The following is an 18,839-nucleotide window of genomic DNA, read 5'->3' as shown; positions in this document are numbered from 1 at the left end:
CAAAAGTGCACGCCATAGCGAACGGCTCGCGCCCTTGAAGTCGAACGAGACATTTTCCAAACGCAACAACTTCGGCAGAGGATGGGGAAAACTATGAACCGCACCGTGTTAGCTCGCGTACTTTCGATGTCGGCCGCAGCGGGCGTGGCCGCCGCGGGCGCGAGCAGCGCTTGCGCCGCGCCGCTCGACGCATTGATCGCCGCCGCGAAGCAGGAAGGCCAGCTCACCGTGATCGCGTTGCCGCACGACTGGTGCAACTACGGGCAACTCGTCGCGGGTTTCCAGAAGAAGTACGGCATCAAGATCAATGAACTGAATCCGGACGCCGGTTCGGGCGACGAGGTCGAGGCCATCAAGGCCAACAAGGGCAACAAGGGTCCGCAGGCACCGGACGTCATCGACGTGGGTTTGTCGTTCGGTCCCAGCGCGAAGGCAGAAGGGCTGCTGCAGCCGTACAAGGTGTCGACGTGGAACTCGATTCCGAAAGAGTCGAAGGATCCGGACGGCTACTGGTACGGCGACTACTACGGCGTGCTCGCGTTCGAAGTGAACGCCGACATGATCGACAAGGCGCCCGCCGACTGGAGCGATCTGCTCAAGTCCGATTACAAGAACGCTGTCTCGCTCGCGGGCGATCCGCGCTCGGCGAACCAGGCGATCCAGGCCGTCTATGCAGCCGGCCTGTCGCAAAGCAAGGGCGACGCGTCGAAGGCGGACAAAGCCGGCCTCAAGTTCTTCGCCGATCTGAACAAGAGCGGCAACTTCGTGCCGGTGATCGGCAAGGCGGCATCGCTCGCGCAAGGCACGACGCCGATCGTCGTCCGTTGGGATTACAACGCGCTTGCCGACCGCGATACGTTGAAGGGCAACCCGAAGGTTCAGGTGGTCATTCCGAAGACGGGCGTGGTGGCCGGCGTCTACGTTCAGGCAATCAGCGCCTATGCGCCGCATCCGAACGCCGCCAAGCTGTGGATGGAATATCTCTATTCCGACGAAGGCCAGATCGGCTGGCTGACGGGCTACTGCCATCCGATGCGCTACAACGAACTGGTGGCCGGCAAGAAGGTGCCGCAAGCGCTGCTCGACAAGCTGCCGCCGCCTGCATCGTACAAGAATGTGGTGTTCCCGACGCTCCAGCAGCAGGACGCGTACAAGGAAACCATCACGAAGCATTGGGACGAAGTGGTCGGCGCGAACGTCAAGTAAGCGCCGTGACCTCAACGTTGCGTGATTGAAGTGCGCCGCGGCGCCGCTCGAAAGGGCGGTTTCCGCGGCGCGAGTCGTCAAGCCCAAAGGGTGAACTATGAGCGCTTCATCGGATGCTGGATCGGTGCAGCCGGAACTGCTGGTGCCCCCGGTGCCCAAGCCGGCGCCGCGCGTCGACGGTCCGGGCCGCGCGTCGCAGATGCTGGCATGGATCGGCGTCGTGCCGTTCTTCACGTTCGCGCTGTTATTCCTGATTCTGCCGACCGGCTTTCTGATGATCGGCGCGTTCCAGGATGCGCAAGGTCACTTCACGCTCGCCAATCTGCGCGATCTGTTTCAGCCGTCCGTGCTGGACGCCTACTGGATCAGCTTCAAGGTGAGCGCGGCGTCCGCCGCGGGCGGCGCGTTGATCGGCTCGCTGCTCGCGTGGGCGGCGGTGCAGGGCAAGCTGCCGGGCTGGATCCGTCCCACATTGATGACGTTCTCCGGCGTGGCGTCGAACTTCGCCGGCGTGCCGCTCGCGTTCGCCTTCATCTGCACGCTCGGGCGCGTGGGGCTCGTCACCGTGCTGCTGAAGAAATACCTCGGCTTCAATCTGTATTCGACGGGTTTCAGCATTCTCAGCTTTTCGGGGCTCACGCTCACCTACCTGTATTTCCAGATTCCGTTGATGGTGCTGATCGTCACCCCTGCGCTGGACGGCCTCAAGCGCGAATGGCGCGAAGCCTGCGATTGCCTCGGCGGCACCGCGTATCAATACTGGCGTTATGTCGCGCTGCCGGTGCTCTGGCCGAGCGTGCTCGGCGCGACGCTCCTGCTGTTCGCCAACGCGTTCGGTGCGGTCGCGACGGCCTACGCGCTGACGGGCAGTTCGCTGAACATCGTGCCGATTCTGCTGTTCGCGCAGATTCGCGGCGACGTCATGCATAACCAGAATCTCGGCTACGCGCTCGCGCTCGGCATGGTGCTCGTGACGGGTTTGTCGAATGGCGGGTATATCTGGCTGCGCTCGCGCGCCGAAAGGGGCCGTCGATGAAAAGCCAATCGCGCGTGGGCGCGTGGACCGCGATGACGGTCGGATCGCTCTACTTCCTGATTCCGCTCATCGCCACCTTTGAATTCAGCCTGCGGATGAAGCGCGGCACCTACAGCTTCGAAGCATATAGCGTCGTGCTGAGCGATCCGCGTTTTCAGGCGTCGTTCGGCTATTCAATTCTGATGGCCTTGCTGACGATCGTGGTCGGCATTCTGCTCGTCGTGCCGACCGCTTACTGGGTGCAGCTGCGCTTGCCGAAGCTGCGGCCGGTGGTCGAATTCATCACACTGCTGCCGCTCGTCGTGCCGGCCATCGTGATTGTGTTTGGCTATCTGCGCATTTACAACAGCAGTTCGATTTTGCCGCTCACGAGCAATGAGCGCGCGACCGACCTGCTGCTCGTATTCGGCTACGTGACGCTCTCGCTGCCGTACATGTACCGCGCGGTCGACGCGGGGCTGCGCGCCGTCGACGTGCGCTCGCTCACCGAAGCCGCCGAATGTCTCGGCGCGAACTGGCCGACCATTCTCTTCAAGGTGATCTTTCCGAATATCCGCTCGGGCATTCTGTCCGGCGCGTTTCTCACCTTTGCGGTCGTGATCGGCGAATTCACGTTGGCCAGCCTGCTCGACCGGCCCGCGTTCGGCCCGTATCTGCAACTGATCGGCGCGAATCGCGCGTATGAGCCGTCGGCGCTCGCGATCATCGCTTTCATGATCACGTGGGCGTCGATGGGCCTGATCCAGGTGTTCGGCTCGGCCCGCGCGCTAAGCGGCCAGAAAATCTGACTCACTGAGGCAGCGAATCATGGCATTTCTCGAAATCGAAAATTTGCACAAGTCCTTCGGGGCGAACATCGCGCTGCATCACTTCGACATGAAGATCGAGCGCGGCGAGTTCATCACGTTTCTCGGACCGTCGGGTTGCGGCAAGACGACCGTGCTGCGGATGATCGCCGGCTTCGAGGCGCCGACGCGCGGCGTCATCCGGCTCGACAACAAGGACGTCACGCATTTGCGCACGCGTCAGCGCAAGGTCGGCATGGTGTTCCAGTCGTATGCACTCTTTCCGAACATGACGGTGGCCGAGAACATCGGCTTCGGGTTGAAGATCACGCATCGGCCGCAGGCGGAGATCGATCAGCGTGTAGAGGAAATGCTGCACCTCATCAAGCTGCCGAAGCTGGGCGGCCGTTATCCGTGGCAGCTTTCGGGCGGCCAGCAGCAGCGCGTCGCGCTTGCGCGCGCGCTCGCAGGCAAGCCGCAGGTGCTGTTGCTCGACGAACCGCTCTCCGCGCTCGACGCCAAGATTCGCATCTCGCTGCGCCAGGACATTCGTGCGTTGCAGCGCGAGCTCGGCATCACGTCGATTTTCGTCACGCACGATCAGGAAGAGGCGCTGTCCATTTCCGACCGTATCGTCGTGATGAACGAAGGGCGCGTCGAGCAGATCGGCTCGCCTTCGGAGATCTATAACTATCCGCGCACACGCTTTGTTGCGTCGTTCGTCGGCACGCTGAACATTCTGGCCGGCCACGTGGTCGATCCGGCGACCGGCAAGATGGCGGTAGATGGCCAGGAGCTCACCACGACCCAGGAACTGCCCGCCGGCGACGCAGGCAAGAAGCGCCTGCTCGCGCTGCGGCCGGAGGCGATCGTGCTCGAACCGGCGGCGCCCGGGCGCAACACGCTGAACGCGACCGTCGAGGAAGTGAATTTCCTCGGCGCCGTGGTGCGGATCCGAACACGCGTGAAAGATGCGGTGATCTCGCTCGACGTGTTCAACGACCCGAATCGCGGTTTGCCCGAGCGCGGTCAGCCGGTGTCGCTCGGTTTTTCCCACGACAACCTGCTGGTGCTGGAAGAAGGCAACGCCTGAACCCGCGCGAAAGCCCGCCGGCAAAGGCTGCGGGTTTTCCCTGGCGTTTTTGCCGCGACGAATTCCGGCTTTCCCGACGCCGCTCGTCCGGATTTCCGGAAACCCGGAAGGCGCGCGACTGTCTCGAATAAAAAATCTATAAGAATCAAGGGTATGTCTTAAGCATCAAGCTGGCATCGAGCTTGCAAAATAGATGGCGCGGCCGCAACGGTCCGACAACTAAAGCAAGGAGACAACGATGTCCGATTTCCCTTCCTGGTATTTCTGAATTCGTCGTCTTGTCGCGGCCTAATGCCGTGCAGAGGCGACGTTCATTCGTTCGCATGATGCGCAGCGTGGCAGGCCATGGGCTCACCCACATCGCAGGAAACATCGTGAAGAAACCTATCCATAAAGTGCTGTACGTCCAGGTGATCGTGGCGATCATCATCGGTATCGCGCTCGGACATTTTTATCCCAATCTCGCCGTCGACATGAAGCCGCTCGGCGATGCGTTCATCAAACTCATCAAGATGGTGATCGGGCCGATCATCTTCTGTACGGTGGTGACCGGCATTGCCGGCATGGAAGACATGAAGAAGGTCGGGCGCGTGGGCGGCAAGGCGCTTCTGTACTTCGAAATCGTGTCGACCTTCGCGCTGGTGCTCGGGCTCGCCGCCACGCACCTGCTGCGTCCGGGCGTCGGCTTCAACGTCGATCCGTCCACGCTGAACGGCAAGGAAGTCGCGTCGTACGCCGCGAAGGCGCACGGCCAGACCACGGTCGACTTCCTGATGCACATCATTCCGGACACGCTCGTGTCGGCGTTCTCGCAAGGTGAAATCCTGCAGATCCTGCTGATCGCGCTGCTGTTCGGCGCGGTGCTCGCGCATATCGGCGAGCGCGGCAAGCCGGTGACGACGTTTATCGAAAGCCTGTCGAGCATCCTGTTCGGCATGGTGGGCATCATCACGAAGCTGGCGCCAATCGGCGCGTTCGGCGCGATGGCGTTCACCATCGGCAAGTACGGCATCGGTTCGCTGCTGCCCATGCTCAAGCTGATCGGCACGTTCTATCTGACGTCGATTGTCTTCGTGGTGGTGGTGCTCGGCATCATCGCGCGCGCGGTGGGCTTTAACATCCTGCGCTTTGTCGCGTACATCAAGGAAGAGATGCTGATCGTGCTCGGCACGAGCTCGTCCGAAGCCGCGCTGCCGCAACTGATGCTGAAGCTCGAAAAGCTCGGCTGCTCCCGCTCGGTGGTGGGCCTCGTGGTGCCGACCGGTTACTCGTTCAACCTCGACGGCACCAACATCTACATGACGATGGCCGTGCTGTTCATCGCGCAGGCGACCAACACCGACCTCACGTGGACGCAGCAGCTCACGCTGCTCGCCGTGACGATGCTGACCTCGAAGGGCGCGAGCGGCGTGACGGGCGCGGGCTTCATCACGCTCGCCGCAACGCTGGCTGTGGTGCCGACCATTCCGCTGTCGGGCATGGTGCTGATTCTCGGTATCGACCGCTTCATGAGCGAATGCCGTGCGCTGACCAACATCGTCGGCAATGGCGTCGCGACCGTCGTGGTGTCGGCGTGGGAAAAGGAACTGGACCGCAACAAGCTGAATGCCGCGTTGCGCGGCGACGTGGCGGTCAAGGAACCGGCCGGCGTTTGAGCCGGACGTCGTCTGGCATCGCCTCCTAAAAAAGCGTGACATTCGCGGCCGCGGACACCCGAACATGCAACCGGTGACCGCGCGCCCAAACCCACTGCCGTCGGGCGGGGAAGCTCGCGCCGACGGCGCTTCGCCTTATGCCACAATATCCGATCACACCCGACCGGATATTGCCAACGTGACCCGCCGCCTGCTGATCCTCTTCGCGCTCCTCGCCGGGCTCGCGGCGGCGTGCGGGCTCACTTACAGCATCGCGTGGCAAAGCGGGATCGACAGCTTGCGGCTCAATGCGGCGGGGCGCGTCGACCGCACCACCAGCTCGCTGAAAAGCACGCTCGAGCGCTATGAATCGCTGCCGTATCTGCTCGCGGAACATCCTATCGTGCAGGACGTGCTGGTCGATCCGTCGCCGGCCAACGTGGCGCGTGCGAATCTTTACCTTGAAGACCTGAACCGCCACGCGCGCGCCACGGTCACCTACATCATTCCGCTCGACGGCTACTGCGTGGCCGCGAGCAACTGGCAAGGCCCGGGCAGTTTCATCGGCGCGGGCTATCAGTTCCGGCCGTATTTCGTCGACGCAGTCAAGGGCGGCGTGGGCCGCTTCTTCGGCATCGGCACGATCTCGCAGGCGCCGGGCTACTACATTTCGCAGCCGGTGCGGCGCGACGGCAAGATTGTCGGCGTGGCCGTCGTCAAACTCGATCTCGAATGGTTTCAGGGCGCCGACGCGTCCGAGCCGCTCCTCGTCACCGACGACCACGGCGTGATCTTTCTTTCGTCGGTGCCCGCCTGGAAGTACCACACGATACGACCGCTCTCCGGGCAGGTCGCCGATTCCATCTACCAGGCGCGTCAATACGCGCAGCAGCCGATTGCGCCGCTGCCGGTCACGATCGAGCGCAAGCTGGACGGCGACGCGCAGATCGTGCGCGTGGGCGGCGGCCGCTATGCGCCGCGCTACCTCGCGTCGCGGCGCGGCATGGGCGTACCGGACTGGCATCTGATCACCATGGCGCCGGTGAGCCCCGTCGACGCCGACGCGCGCAACGCGACCATCGTGACCGGCTTCGGCTATGTGTCGCTCGTGCTGCTCGCCTTCTACTGGAGAATGCGCCGCGCGCGCGTGCGCGAAGTGATGCGCAGCCGCGCGCTGCTGCAAAAGGCGTATGCGGAGCTGAACCAGCGCGTTGCCGAACGTACCGCGGACCTCTCGCAGGCAAACGAGCAGTTGCAGAAAGAGGTCGCCGAACGCACGCGCGCCGAGCAGGAACTGCGCGCCGCGCACGACGAGCTGATCCAGGCGAGCAAGCTCGCCGCGCTCGGCCAGATGGCGGCCGGCATCACGCATGAACTGAATCAGCCGCTCGCCGCGCTGCGCGGCTTTTCCGACAACACGCGCGTGCTGCTCGAGCGGGGCGACCAGGCGTCGGCGCGTGAGAATCTGGAAGCGATTGCCGCGCTCACCGAGCGCATGGGCAAGATCACCAATCAGCTGAAGCTGTTTGTTGGACGGGCGCGGCCGCGCAGTGCGCGTGCGCCGGCTGTGCGCGCGCTGCGCAACGCCGTCGCGCTGCTGCAGAAGCGCCTGCAGGGCGTCGAGCTGGAGCTTGCGCTGTTCGATGCGCAAAGCGGCGCGCGGACGCCGCTCGACCTTGCCGACGATCATCCCGAGCTGATCGTTCACTGCGACGACCTGCGTCTCGAACAGGTGCTCATCAACCTGCTCGGCAATGCGCTCGACGCGACCGCGGGCAGCGGCGCGCCGCGCATTTCGGTTCACATCGAGGTCGCCGCGGACAGCCTGTCTTTCGCGGTAAGCGACAACGGCCCCGGCATTCCCGAAGATGTCTTGCCGCGCCTGTTCGAACCGTTTTTCACCACCAAGGAAATGGGCCAGGGCCTCGGCCTCGGGCTCGCGATTTCGTCGTCGATCGCGCGAGACTGCGGCGGCACGCTCGTGGCGCGCAATGCGCCGCAAGGCGGTGCATTATTTGTGTTGACGCTGCGCCGCGCCCGCGCGCAGACGAGCCCTGCCGCGGACTCGCTCGCGACGGGTTCCTGAATCCCATGAGAAAGACATGCTGAACGACGGCTTGCAGGTGCTGTATATCGAAGACGACGAACTCGTGCGGCGCGCCAGCGTGCAGAGTCTGCAACTGGCAGGCTTCGACGTGGTCGGCCATGCGTCCGTGGAATCCGCGGCGAAGTCGATCAGCGCGGATTTCTCCGGCGTGATCGTGAGCGACATCCGGCTGCCGGGCGCAAGCGGGCTCGATCTGCTCGCCCAATGTCACGAACGCGCGCCCGACGTGCCGGTGATTCTCGTCACCGGTCACGGCGATATTTCGATGGCGGTCCAGGCGATGCGCGACGGCGCGTACGACTTCATCGAAAAGCCGTTCGCGTCGGAGCGACTGATCGAGACCGTGCGGCGCGCGCTGGAGCGGCGCAAGCTCGTGCTCGAAAACAACGCGCTGCGGCGCGAACTCGCGGGGCAGAATGCGGTGGCGCCGCGCATCATCGGCCGCAGTCCGGCCATCGAGCAGGTGCGGCGGCTCATCGCCAACATTGCGCCGACGGATGCGTCGGTGCTGATCAACGGCGACACCGGCGCCGGCAAAGAACTCATTGCGCGCAGCCTGCACGAGCTCTCGCCGCGGCGCGACAAACCGTTTATTGCGGTGAATTGCGGCGCGCTGCCTGAGCCGATGTTCGAATCGGAGATGTTCGGCTACGAGCCAGGCGCCTTCACGGGCGCCGCGAAGCGCCGGATCGGCAAGCTCGAACATGCCTCCGGCGGCACGCTGTTCCTCGACGAAATCGAAAGCATGCCGCTCGGGTTGCAGGTCAAGCTGTTGCGCGTGCTGCAGGACGGTGTGCTCGAACGTCTGGGCTCCAATCAGCCCATTCGCGTGAACTGCCGCGTGGTCGCGGCGGCAAAAGGCGACATGGCCGAACACGTCGCGGACGGCTCGTTCCGCCGCGATTTGCTGTACCGGTTGAATGTGGTGACGATCGCGCTGCCGCCGCTCGGCGAGCGTCGCGAGGACATCGTGCCGCTTTTCGAGCACTTTCTGCTCGACGCGGCGGTGCGCTATCAGCGGCCCGCGCCGATTCTCACCGACCGGCAACGCGCGAGCTTGATGCAGCGCGACTGGCCCGGCAACGTGCGCGAGCTGCGCAATGCCGCCGACCGCTTCGTCCTCGGCGTCGCCGACGATCCGGTGATGTCTTTCGGCGAAGAGGGCGGCGAGACCCAGCCGTTGAAGGAGCGTGTCGAGCAGTTCGAGCGCGCGGTGATCGCGGAGGCGCTGGAACAATGCGGCGGCGCGGTGGCGGTGGCGGCGGACCGGCTGCAGTTGGGCAAGGCGACGCTCTACGAGAAGATCAAGCGCTATGGGCTTGCGGCCAAAGGGGACGGGGAGCGGTGAAAACGGAAACGCCGGCAATTTGCGATGCCGGCGTTTTTTTATTGAGCCTTAAGCTCGCTGTGGCGACGCTCAGCCAGCCGCCGTGGCGCTCTCGCCATTAGGTGGCGTTCAGCGCTTTTTCCAGCAACTGGTCGAGTTCCGCGAATTGCGGCTCGCCGACATAGCGCTTCAGAATCTTGCCGTCCTTATCGACGAGAAAGGTGGTCGGCGTGAGTTGCACGTTGCCGAACTGTTTGGCGGCGGAGCCGTCGTCCATCGCGACCTTGAACGGCAACTGACGGGTTTGCGTGTAGTTGGTCACGTACATCGGCGCGTCGTAGCTCATGGCGACCGCGACGAATTCGAGCCCTTTGCCTTTGAAGCGGTTATACGTCTGCACCATTTGCGGCATTTCCTTCATGCAGGTGTCGCAGCTCGTCGCCCAGAAGTTGACGAGGTAGACCTTGCCTTTCAGGTCCGCAGTGGTGACTTTCTGGCCGGAGAGCAGCGTGAAGGTAGCGTCGGGCACGCGCTGCTGGCCGGCGAACGCGAAATAACCCGCCACGCCGATCGCAATCGCCACGGCGGCGATGATCAGATAGCGAAGCGGATTCGTGCGCGTGACGGCGCTAGTCGACGTGATGGAGCTCATGAACGGAACCTCGGAAGTCGCGCAAACGCGCGGGACAGTGCGCCGGCTGGGCTCGGGGGGCGCTGCGGCGTAGCTTCGCTATTGTAGTCCTATTCGGGCGACGCGGCAGTGGAGGGCGGGAGCGTGGCCGAGGCGGCGGCGAGAGGCTCATACCGTCCCGACGCACGCTTCCGACTGCCGACGGATAATAGCGCTTCATCCTCACGTCATCTTCGCCGCCTCACCGGTGCCTAGTTCTCATGCTCCACACAGTTTTTCGCCTTCTTCTCGCTCGAATTCCCTCGCATCTTTTTCCCAGTCGCGCCGTCCTCATCCATGCCCCGGATCCAACACGGCACAACGGGCCGCGAGGCTGGCCGGCAGTGCGCGTGGCGGCCTGCGCGCTCGCGCTGGGTGTGGCGCTCGGTGGCTGCTCGCCGACCTTCGACTGGCGCACCATCATGAATAACGACAATGGCTACACCATCGACCTGCCGGCCAAACCGGGCAACGATCAGCGCGCGGTGCAGATCGACGGCACGCCGATGCAGATGGCCATGCAGACGGCCGAAGCCGGCGACGCGGTGTTCGCGGTCGGCACGATCATGCTGCCCGACGACAGCGAAGCGACGCAACGCAAGGCGCTCGACTTTCTGCGCACCGGCCTCGCGCGAAATGTAGGCGTCCCGCCCGACGCCCACGTGGTCCAGATCCCGCTCGCGGCAGGCGGCAAAGTTCCAGGACTGGAGATGAAGCTGACCGGCGAGGCCGGCTCGGCTCATGAGTCGCGGACCGTATACGCGCGCCTCGTGGCACGCGGACGCCATGCGTATCAGGCGGCGATCATCGCTTCAAAGCCGTTGCCGCAGGAACAGGTCGACCAGTTTTTTTCGTCATTCCAACTGTATTGAAAGCGGTAGTTTTGGCCGATTGCCTGGCTAAGCGATTCGCTCGCACAGTGAAAGTTCCTTCATAGCTTCCAGCGCTAATTCGCGGTTTACGTTGAGGTTTTCCACTGCATCGACCGTTCTGTGGATAACTCTGTTGAGAACTCCCGTTTTTTTGCCGCAGATGCCCGCCCGGCGGGCATTTCGTCAACCGCAACGCCGACGGTGCCTAATAAAAAGTCCTTTTAAATCAATGGCATCAGCGGTGCGCCTTCGAAGTGCCTTTCAGATGTTTCAAAATTTATCTGGAACGCGGGCGTGTGTATAAGTCAAGTCTTGACAGCATATTTTTCTTCTCAACTAGAGCCAAAAGCGCGCCGATATTGAACTGCCTCGCCGATCTGCGCGGCGCTGGGCATGCTCGCACCGGCCAGGTCGGCGATAGTGCGCGCAACCTTCAGGACCCGGTAATAGGCCCGCGCCGACCAGCCGAAGCGCTCGCCCGCCTCCCGCAGTAGCGCTTCGCCGGCCGCGTCGGGACGGCAGACTTCGTCGACTTCACGTCCGCTCAGTTCCCGGTTCGTCTTGCCTTGCCGCGCCAATTGCCGCTCGCGCGCGGCATGCACGCGGCGGGCGATGGCCTCGCTGCTTTCACCGGCGGCAGTCGAGCGCGCGGACAATTCCGTCGACGTGAGCGCCGGCACTTCCAGTTGGATGTCGATCCGGTCGAGCAACGGGCCGGACAACTTGCGCAGGTAGCGCGCCGCGATCTCCGGCGTGCAGCGGCAACGTCCGTTGGGGTCGCCGCGCCAGCCGCATGGGCACGGGTTCATCGCCGCGATCAGTTGGCACGCCGCCGGAAAATCGGCTTGCAGCGCCGCGCGGGAAATCGTGATGCGGCCGGCCTCCAGCGGCTCGCGCAGTGTTTCGAGCACGTCGCGGTCGAACTCCGGCAATTCATCGAGGAAAAGCACGCCGAGGTGCGCGAGCGTAATCTCGCCCGGCTGCGGCGGGTTGCGCCCGCCCACCAGCGCTGCCGCGCTCGACGAGTGATGCGGCGCCCGAAACGGCCGCCGGCGCCATTGCGCCGGCGTAAAACCGGCGCGGCTCGCCGATAGCAGCGCCGCCGAACTGAGCGCTTCGTCGTCGGTCATGGGCGGCAGGAGGCCAGGCAAGCGGGCGGCCAGCATCGACTTACCCGCGCCCGGCGGGCCAATGAGCAGCACGTGGTGACCGCCGGCCGCCGCGACTTCGAGCGCCCGTCGCGCGCCCCGTTGACCGATCACATCGCCCATGTCGGGCACCGCGGCAGGCGCGGCATCGGCCAGGCTGGGCGCGGCCACCGGATGGAGGCGCGCGTCCGGCGCGTCGGCGAGATGCGCACACAGCGACGGCAGATCGGTCGCGCCGTACACGTCGACGCCGGGAACAAGCGCCGCTTCCGCCGCGCTTGCCGCGGGAAGATACAGCTGTGGATTGCGCGGCGGCGGCAGCTGTGCGGCCGCGTTTCCATCATCGACCGCGGCACGGGCACCCGCACCAGCACCCGCACGCGCGCCGCGCGCCGTGCCGCAAGCCATCGCGAAGGCGCCGCGCATCGGACGTAATGCGCCCGTCAACGACAGCTCGCCGGCAAATTCCCGATTGACGAGCGACTCAGCCGGAATCTGTCCGCTCGCCGCGAGAATGCCTAAGGCAATGGGCAGGTCGAAGCGGCCGGACTCCTTGGGCAAGTCCGCGGGCGCGAGATTGACCGTGATACGCCGCACAGGGAAATCGAAGCCGCAGTTTTGCAGCGCCGCGCGCACGCGCTCGCGGCTCTCGCGGACTTCCAGATCAGGAAGCCCCACGATGGAAAAAGAGGGTAGCCCGTTGGCGAGGTGAACCTCGACGGTTACTTCGGGCGCGCGGCCGGCGGCCGGCGCGCGACTGCGCACCACGGCAAGCGACATGTTTTCTCCCGTCGGACGGTGCGCACACGGCGCGCTCCATCCCCTTAATACGCTGATGACGTCACGGCTCGCTTGCCTGTGATGTGCAGCTCGATGCAGCTAAAGCGCGGTCAGTGAAACCGTCAGACGGTTTGCGTCGTGACCGGCAGCTTCTGTTCGAGCTCGGCGACGCGGCGCTCCAGTTCCTCGAGGCGCGCCCGCGTGCGCACCAGCACCTGCGTCTGCGTCTCGAATTCCTCGCGCGTGACCAGATCGAGCTTCGAAAAACCTTGCGACAGCATGGCTTTCACATTGCGTTCGACGTCTTTAGCCGGCGAGTTCTTGAGGAGTTCGCTCATGCGGGCCTGAATGTCGTTAAAAACATCGTTGGGTTGTTTCATGGTGTTCCCCTTGGCGCACAAAAAATGTGCAGTGTTTCATTCCGTCTGTGCCTCAGCTTTCGCCGTGCGCTCTGTTGGTGCGTGCATGCGGGCGCTGCTGCACCGCATGAGCCCCTTTGGTGCGTGCTCTTGCTGCGAAAGCCTGCGAACACTCTAGCAACGATCCCCGCCTCACGCCACCGGGCGGCCCGCGCGTTGGCCATCTGGACAAGGGCGGCTGAGCCCTCTGCGGGTCCGCACGGGCGCAGTCTGACACAACATGGCATACGAGTTGCTCTTACTGCCCCGCGCGCACTGGCGGCACTATTTTCCGGCAGCGCAACGAGACCACGCGAACAGGCTGCGAGTAGCGCCAGGCTTGCGCGAGCGGCTACAACGAGCTTACGCAACGGTTGCGCAAACGCTTACGCAACGGGTCAGCAACGGGTTAGCAACTAAGCGAGGGGATTTCATGAAACTCATCACCGCAATCATCAAGCCGTTCAAGCTCGATGAGGCACGCGAAGCCTTGTCGGCGATCGGCGTCTCGGGCATCACGGTCACCGAGGTCAAGGGGTTCGGCCGTCAGAAGGGCCATACGGAGCTGTATCGCGGCGCGGAGTACGTCGTCGATTTCCTGCCGAAGGTGAAGATCGAGGCGGCAGTCTCGGACGACATCGTCGACCAGGCGATCGAGGCGCTTGAGCGCGCGGCGCGCACGGGCAAGATCGGCGACGGCAAGATTTTCGTCACGCCGATCGAGCAGGTGGTCCGCATCCGCACCGGCGAGACCGGCGCGGACGCTCTGTAACACCAAAAGATAGCGACACAGATAGCGACAAGAGGAAACGAAAGATGCGCAAATTATTGATGTCCTTGCTGATGGCCGGTTCGCTGCTCGCGGGCGGTATCGGCGCCGCCCTCGCGGACGACGCTTCAGCCCCCGCAGCCGCCTCGGCCGCTGCTTCCGACACGGCGGCAAGCGCGCCCGCAGCGGATGCGTCCGCGGCACCGGCCGCATCGGCACCCGCTGACGCGTCGGCTGCACCGGCAGCAAGCGCCGCGGCAGCTGCGCCGGCCGCATCGGACGCCGCCCCGGCTGCGCCCACCGCACCGTTCTCGGTCGATTCGTCGAAGATCAATTCCGGCGATACCGCCTGGATGCTGACCTCCACCGCGCTCGTCCTCTTCATGACGATCCCGGGCCTCGCGCTCTTCTACGGCGGCATGGTCCGCAAGAAGAACGTGCTGGCGACGCTCATGCAGAGCTTCGCAATCACCTGCCTCGTGACGATCATCTGGGCCGTGGTGGGCTACTCGCTCGCCTTCACGCCGGGCGGCTCGTTTATCGGCGGCTTCTCGCGCTTCTTCATGGCGGGGATGAACTACATCAAGGGCGACAAGGCGACCACGCTGACCGTCAGCCATCTCGCGCCGACCATTCCGGAAACGGTCTACTTCGTCTATCAGATGACGTTCGCGATCATCACGCCGGCGCTGATCACGGGCGCGTTTGCCGACCGTATGAAGTTCTCGGCGATGCTCGTGTTCATGTCGCTGTGGTCGATCATCGTCTACGCGCCGATCGCGCACATGGTGTGGGAACCGACCGGCTGGCTGGCGACCGCAGGCATCCTCGACTTCGCGGGCGGCACGGTGGTGCACATCAACGCGGGTATCGCGGGTCTCGTCTGCTGTCTCGTGCTCGGCAAGCGCATCGGCTACGGCCGTGAAGCCATGGCGCCGCACAACCTCACGCTGACGTTGATCGGCGGCGCAATGCTGTGGGTGGGCTGGTTCGGCTTCAACGCGGGTTCGGCAGTCGCAGCGGACGGCCGTGCCGGTTTCGCGATGTTCGCAACGCAAGTGGCAACCGCGGCGGCAGCGCTCGCGTGGATGTTCGCCGAATGGGCCGCGAAGGGTAAGCCTTCGGTGCTCGGTATCGTGTCGGGCGCGGTGGCGGGTCTCGTCGCCATCACGCCGGCTTCGGGCTTCGTCGGCATGACGGGCTCGCTCGTGATCGGCATCGTCGCTGGCGTGGTCTGCTTCTGGTCGGCAACGTGGCTCAAGCACAAGCTCGGTTACGACGATTCGCTCGACGCCTTCGGCGTGCACTGCATCGGCGGTATCGTGGGCGCGCTGCTGACGGGCGTGTTCGCGGTCAAGGACATCGGCGGCTTCGACGGCAGCCTCGTGCTGCAGGCCAAGGGCGTCGTGACGACGCTGGTCTACAGCGGCGTGGTGAGCTTCATCCTGCTCAAGATCATCGACATGGTGATGGGCATCCGCGTGACCGAAGAACAGGAACGCGAAGGTCTCGACGTCAGCCTGCACGGCGAACACGTCGAATAACCAGGGTCTTTCGAGCCCGCGCTCCCGGGCTCGACGACCGCACGCTCTGGCACCCGCGCCGACCGGCGCGAGGCGCCAGAGCGGCACCCAAACGGTAGCAACAAGCGCAGCGATTTGGCCCGCCTTCATGGCGGGCTTTTTTCTTGCTCGCCATCTTGTTAACAGCACTTTTTCCTGCCTATCATTGCGATAGGGAGAATGCATTCCGGCTAGCTTGCGAATGGAGAAACCATCCCCAAATGGGCAAAGCATTTGCTCTACAATCTTTTTTCTCCAGTCTGCGAGTGATCAATGGTTCCGCACCTAGTTACGGCGTTAAACGGCCCGCTGCTCGATCTCGAGCGGAAGATCCTCGACGCTACGCCCGCCATCGAACGCTGGTTCCGGCTCGAGTGGCAGGAACACACGCCGCCTTTCTACTGTTCCGTCGACTTGCGCAACGCGGGTTTCAAGCTTGCGCCCGTCGACACCAATCTGTTTCCGGGCGCATTCAATAATCTGCCGCAGGAAGTGCTGCCGCTCGCCGTGCAGGCCGCCATGGCGTCCATCGAAAAGATCTGCCCGGACGCGAAGAATCTGCTCGTCATTCCCGAGCGCCACACGCGCAACGCCTTCTATCTGGAGAACGTGGCCCGGCTCGCGGCGATCATGCGCCAGGCCGGCCTGAACGTGCGTTTCGGCACGCTCGACGAAAGCATCAACGGACCTGTCACCATTGCGCTGTCCGACGGCCAGAAGCTCGTGCTCGAACCGCTTGAGCGCTCGCAGCGGCGCCTCGGGCTCAAGAATTTCGACCCGTGCTCGATTCTGCTGAATAACGATCTGTCGGGCGGCATTCCGCCCGTGCTCGAGAATCTGCACGAGCAGTATCTGCTGCCGCCGCTGCACGCGGGCTGGGCGGTTCGCCGCAAATCGACGCATTTCTCGTGTTATGACGACGTGGCGAAGAAGTTCGCGAAGATGGTCGAGATCGATCCGTGGATGATCAACCCGTACTTCGCGCATGTCGAAGGCGTGGATTTTCAGGAGCGCACCGGCGAAGAAGCGCTGGCCGACGCGATCGACGGCGTGCTGAAGAAGATTGCGAAGAAGTATCGCGAGTACGGCATCTCCGAAAAACCGTATGTCGTCATCAAATCCGATGCGGGCACTTATGGCATGGGCGTCATGACGGTGCACGACGCGTCGGAAGTCGCGGCGCTCACCAAGCGCGAGCGGGCGAAGATGGCGGCTACGAAGGACGGCCTCGAAGTGCACGACGTGATCGTCCAGGAAGGCGTGTACACGTTCGAGCGCATCGGCGAGGAAGTGGCCGAGCCGGTCGTCTACATGATCGACCGCTATGTGGTGGGCGGTTTCTACCGCGTGCACGGCAGCCGCGAGCGCGATCAGAACCTGAACGCGCCCGGCATGCACTTCGTGCCGCTCGGCTTCGAGCACACGGCGCTGCCGGACGCGCACGCGAAGCCGGGCGCGGCGCCGCCGAACCGCTTCTATATGTACGGCGTGGTGGCACGGCTCGGTTTGCTCGCCGCCTCGGTCGAACTGGAAAAGACCGATCCGGAAGCGATCCAGGTCTAAGCGCGGCGGCGCATTGCCGTCCGCGCTGTTTTCACCCGCCACCTTCGCCGTCTTTCACGATTAACGCCAGGCCCAACCGGGCGCAACGGGACCTTCATGGACATTCTTTTCATCGCCGATCCGCTCACGCAGTTCAAGATCTACAAAGACTCCACTTACGCGATGATGGCCGAGGCGGCGCGCCGCGGTCATACGCTGTACACGTGCGAGCCGAAGCATCTGGCGTGGACGGGCGGCGACGTCGAAGCCAACGTGCAGCGCTTCGCGATTACCGGCGACGTGACCGATCTGCAGCGCGACGTATGGTATGCGGCGGAAAGCGCCGCGCCGCGCGCGCTCAGGAGCTTCAGCGCCGTCGTCATGCGCAAGGACCCGCCGTTCGACATGGAATATGTGACGTCCACGTGGCTGCTCGAATTGGCCGAGCGAGCGGGCGCGCGCATCTTCAACAAGCCGCAGGCGATCCGCGATCATTCGGAAAAGCTCGCCATCGGCGAGTTCTCGCAATTCGTCGCGCCTACGCTCGTGACGCGCGACCCAGCGCGCCTGAGGGCATTCCATGAGCAGCATGGGGACGTGATCCTGAAGCCGCTCGACGGCATGGGCGGAATGGGCGTGTTCCGCGTGAAGCCGGACGGCATGAACCTCGGGTCGATCATCGAAATGCTGAGCCACGACGGCGCGCGCTCGGTCATGGCGCAGAAGTTCATCCCCGAGATCAAGGACGGCGATAAGCGGATTCTACTGATCGGCGGCGAGGCGGTGCCCTATTCGCTCGCGCGCATTCCGCAGGGCAACGAGGTGCGCGGCAATCTCGCCGCCGGCGGGCTCGGCGTTGCGCGTCCGCTCACGGAGCACGACCGCAAGATCGCGGACACGCTCGCGCCCGTGCTGGCGGCACGCGGTCTGCTGCTGGTTGGACTGGACGCGATCGGCGACTGGCTTACCGAAGTGAACGTGACGAGCCCGACGTGCTTCCGCGAGATCATGGATCAGACGGGCTTCGACGTCGCCGCGATGTTCGTCGACGCGCTGGAACGCGCGGCAGGCTGAGCGGCCCGGCTTGAAAGCGCGCAGCGGCGCCCAAACTGAGTGGTGGAATCCGCAGGTTGTCCGCTGCGGGCGGGACATCGGCGTTGGCCCGAAAACGGGCCTGCTACAATGCCCGCTCTCCGCATCGATTTCTGGCGATGAGCCCCACGCGGAGCGCTCGGCGTGGACCGCGGAGTGTTGAAGCCCTCATGGCCAACGGCCGGCCGGGGGCGTGAGCATCTCGGACAAGGTTCCGACCCACGTTTGGGGCCGTCTTTTTGCAGTAGGCTGACATGGCAGGCATTCTGATCATTGCGCACGCTCCGTTCGCCACCGCGTTGCGCGACTGTATTTCGCATATTTACGGCGGTTTGCCGGCTCGCATCGGTGTGATCGACGTATCGCCCGACTGCGATCCCGCACAAATGGTTGCTTTTGCCGAGTCGGAGATTGCGCGCCTGAAGGAAGAAAACGGCGCGCTGGTGCTCACCGACATGTTCGGCGCGACGCCCGCGAACATTGCGGGGCGGCTTGCTTCGGTGCCGGACGTGCGCGTGCTGTGCGGCGTCAATCTGCCGATGCTGGTGCGCGCGGTCTGTTATCGCGCGACGCCGCTCGACACGCTGGTGGACAAGGCGCTCGCCGGCGCGACTAAAGGCGTGCATGCTATCGGACCGGCAACGCCCGCGCCCGCCGAGGCGGCGGCGGTGACCGGAGACTGCCTGCCGGCCTTGCCGCCCGACGCGAATCTCGCGCAAAAGAGCGGCCCGGCAGGTCTGTAGGCGCCTCGCATGGCAAGCCGCGGCGCAACTCGCGCGGCGGCGTGCGTCTCGATTCGCATTGCGCCTGAGCAGTTT

The 18,839-nt window shown here is 64.2% G+C and carries 16 protein-coding genes; 13 read left to right on the top strand and 3 right to left on the bottom strand.

The genetic code is table 11. From position 1 onward, the window contains the following. The first annotated feature begins 93 nt into the window (after window positions 1-93). The 7 genes from ACEN8U_RS12460 (at window position 94) to ACEN8U_RS12430 (ending at window position 9,209) form a co-directional block, all read left to right on the top strand. The gene (locus tag ACEN8U_RS12460; RefSeq protein WP_013586983.1) at window positions 94-1,206 is read left to right on the top strand and encodes an ABC transporter substrate-binding protein; all 1,113 of its coding nucleotides are present in this window, start codon (window positions 94-96) and stop codon (window positions 1,204-1,206) included. A 97-nt stretch (window positions 1,207-1,303) separates the two neighbouring features. Next, window positions 1,304-2,242 carry an ABC transporter permease gene (locus ACEN8U_RS12455; protein ID WP_013586984.1) on the top strand — a complete coding sequence of 313 codons (939 nt, stop codon included), beginning with the start codon at window positions 1,304-1,306 and terminating at the stop codon, window positions 2,240-2,242. After that, window positions 2,239-3,030, top strand: a complete 792-nt coding sequence (locus ACEN8U_RS12450; RefSeq protein ID WP_013586985.1) for an ABC transporter permease — start codon at window positions 2,239-2,241, stop codon at window positions 3,028-3,030. The genes ACEN8U_RS12455 and ACEN8U_RS12450 overlap by 4 nt, the downstream gene beginning before the upstream one ends. A 19-nt stretch (window positions 3,031-3,049) precedes the next feature. Further along, window positions 3,050-4,120, top strand: coding sequence for an ABC transporter ATP-binding protein (locus ACEN8U_RS12445; protein WP_013586986.1), 1,071 nt, complete (start codon window positions 3,050-3,052; stop codon window positions 4,118-4,120). 374 nt (window positions 4,121-4,494) lie between these two features. Continuing rightward, window positions 4,495-5,775 (top strand): dicarboxylate/amino acid:cation symporter, encoded by a 1,281-nt coding sequence (locus ACEN8U_RS12440; protein ID WP_028361590.1) that lies wholly within the window; start codon window positions 4,495-4,497, stop codon window positions 5,773-5,775. A 64-nt stretch (window positions 5,776-5,839) separates the two neighbouring features. Then, window positions 5,840-7,840 carry a sensor histidine kinase gene (locus ACEN8U_RS12435; protein ID WP_310104911.1) on the top strand — a complete coding sequence of 667 codons (2,001 nt, stop codon included), beginning with the start codon at window positions 5,840-5,842 and terminating at the stop codon, window positions 7,838-7,840. 16 nt (window positions 7,841-7,856) lie between these two features. Next, the gene (locus ACEN8U_RS12430; protein WP_013586989.1) at window positions 7,857-9,209 is read left to right on the top strand and encodes a sigma-54-dependent transcriptional regulator; all 1,353 of its coding nucleotides are present in this window, start codon (window positions 7,857-7,859) and stop codon (window positions 9,207-9,209) included. 97 nt (window positions 9,210-9,306) lie between these two features. Here ACEN8U_RS12430 and ACEN8U_RS12425 read toward each other — a convergent pair whose 3' ends face one another. Further along, on the bottom strand, window positions 9,307-9,840 hold the full coding sequence (locus ACEN8U_RS12425) for a TlpA disulfide reductase family protein (protein ID WP_310104915.1): 534 nt from the start codon (window positions 9,838-9,840) through the stop codon (window positions 9,307-9,309). A 239-nt stretch (window positions 9,841-10,079) separates the two neighbouring features. Here ACEN8U_RS12425 and ACEN8U_RS12420 point away from each other — a divergent pair, with 239 nt between their 5' ends. Further along, a complete protein-coding gene (locus ACEN8U_RS12420) occupies window positions 10,080-10,730 on the top strand; it encodes a hypothetical protein (RefSeq protein WP_310104917.1) in 651 nt (216 codons plus the stop codon). A 332-nt stretch (window positions 10,731-11,062) separates the two neighbouring features. Here the strand turns inward: ACEN8U_RS12420 and ACEN8U_RS12415 are convergent, their stop codons facing one another. Both ACEN8U_RS12415 and ACEN8U_RS12410 read right to left on the bottom strand, forming a co-directional pair. Next, entirely contained in the window at window positions 11,063-12,658 is a 1,596-nt protein-coding gene (locus tag ACEN8U_RS12415; protein ID WP_015001509.1) for a YifB family Mg chelatase-like AAA ATPase, read from the bottom strand. Window positions 12,659-12,780: 122 nt separating this feature from the next. Beyond that, window positions 12,781-13,038, bottom strand: a complete 258-nt coding sequence (locus tag ACEN8U_RS12410; protein ID WP_310104921.1) for an accessory factor UbiK family protein — start codon at window positions 13,036-13,038, stop codon at window positions 12,781-12,783. Window positions 13,039-13,489: 451 nt separating this feature from the next. Between ACEN8U_RS12410 and ACEN8U_RS12405 the strand changes: the two genes are divergently transcribed. The 5 genes from ACEN8U_RS12405 to ACEN8U_RS12385 all read left to right on the top strand — a co-directional run bounded on the left by ACEN8U_RS12405 (window position 13,490) and on the right by ACEN8U_RS12385 (window position 18,764). After that, entirely contained in the window at window positions 13,490-13,828 is a 339-nt protein-coding gene (locus ACEN8U_RS12405) for a P-II family nitrogen regulator (RefSeq protein ID WP_013088261.1), read from the top strand. A gap of 44 nt (window positions 13,829-13,872) precedes the next feature. Then, entirely contained in the window at window positions 13,873-15,369 is a 1,497-nt protein-coding gene (locus tag ACEN8U_RS12400; protein ID WP_310104924.1) for an ammonium transporter, read from the top strand. A gap of 291 nt (window positions 15,370-15,660) precedes the next feature. Next, entirely contained in the window at window positions 15,661-16,950 is a 1,290-nt protein-coding gene (gshA, locus tag ACEN8U_RS12395; protein ID WP_013586995.1) for a glutamate--cysteine ligase, read from the top strand. A gap of 96 nt (window positions 16,951-17,046) precedes the next feature. Further along, window positions 17,047-18,003: a glutathione synthase gene (gene gshB / locus ACEN8U_RS12390; protein ID WP_310104927.1), complete on the top strand. Its 957-nt coding sequence runs from the start codon at window positions 17,047-17,049 to the stop codon at window positions 18,001-18,003. Between the two features lie 272 nt (window positions 18,004-18,275). Next, the gene (locus ACEN8U_RS12385; protein WP_013586997.1) at window positions 18,276-18,764 is read left to right on the top strand and encodes a PTS sugar transporter subunit IIA; all 489 of its coding nucleotides are present in this window, start codon (window positions 18,276-18,278) and stop codon (window positions 18,762-18,764) included. Window positions 18,765-18,839 lie beyond the last annotated feature (75 nt).

This window comes from Paraburkholderia phenoliruptrix (genome assembly GCF_047325075.1).
GTDB classification, from domain to species: domain Bacteria; phylum Pseudomonadota; class Gammaproteobacteria; order Burkholderiales; family Burkholderiaceae; genus Paraburkholderia; species Paraburkholderia phenoliruptrix.
Note: the sequence above shows the minus strand (reverse complement) of the source record. Positions and strands in the feature narration are given on the sequence as shown.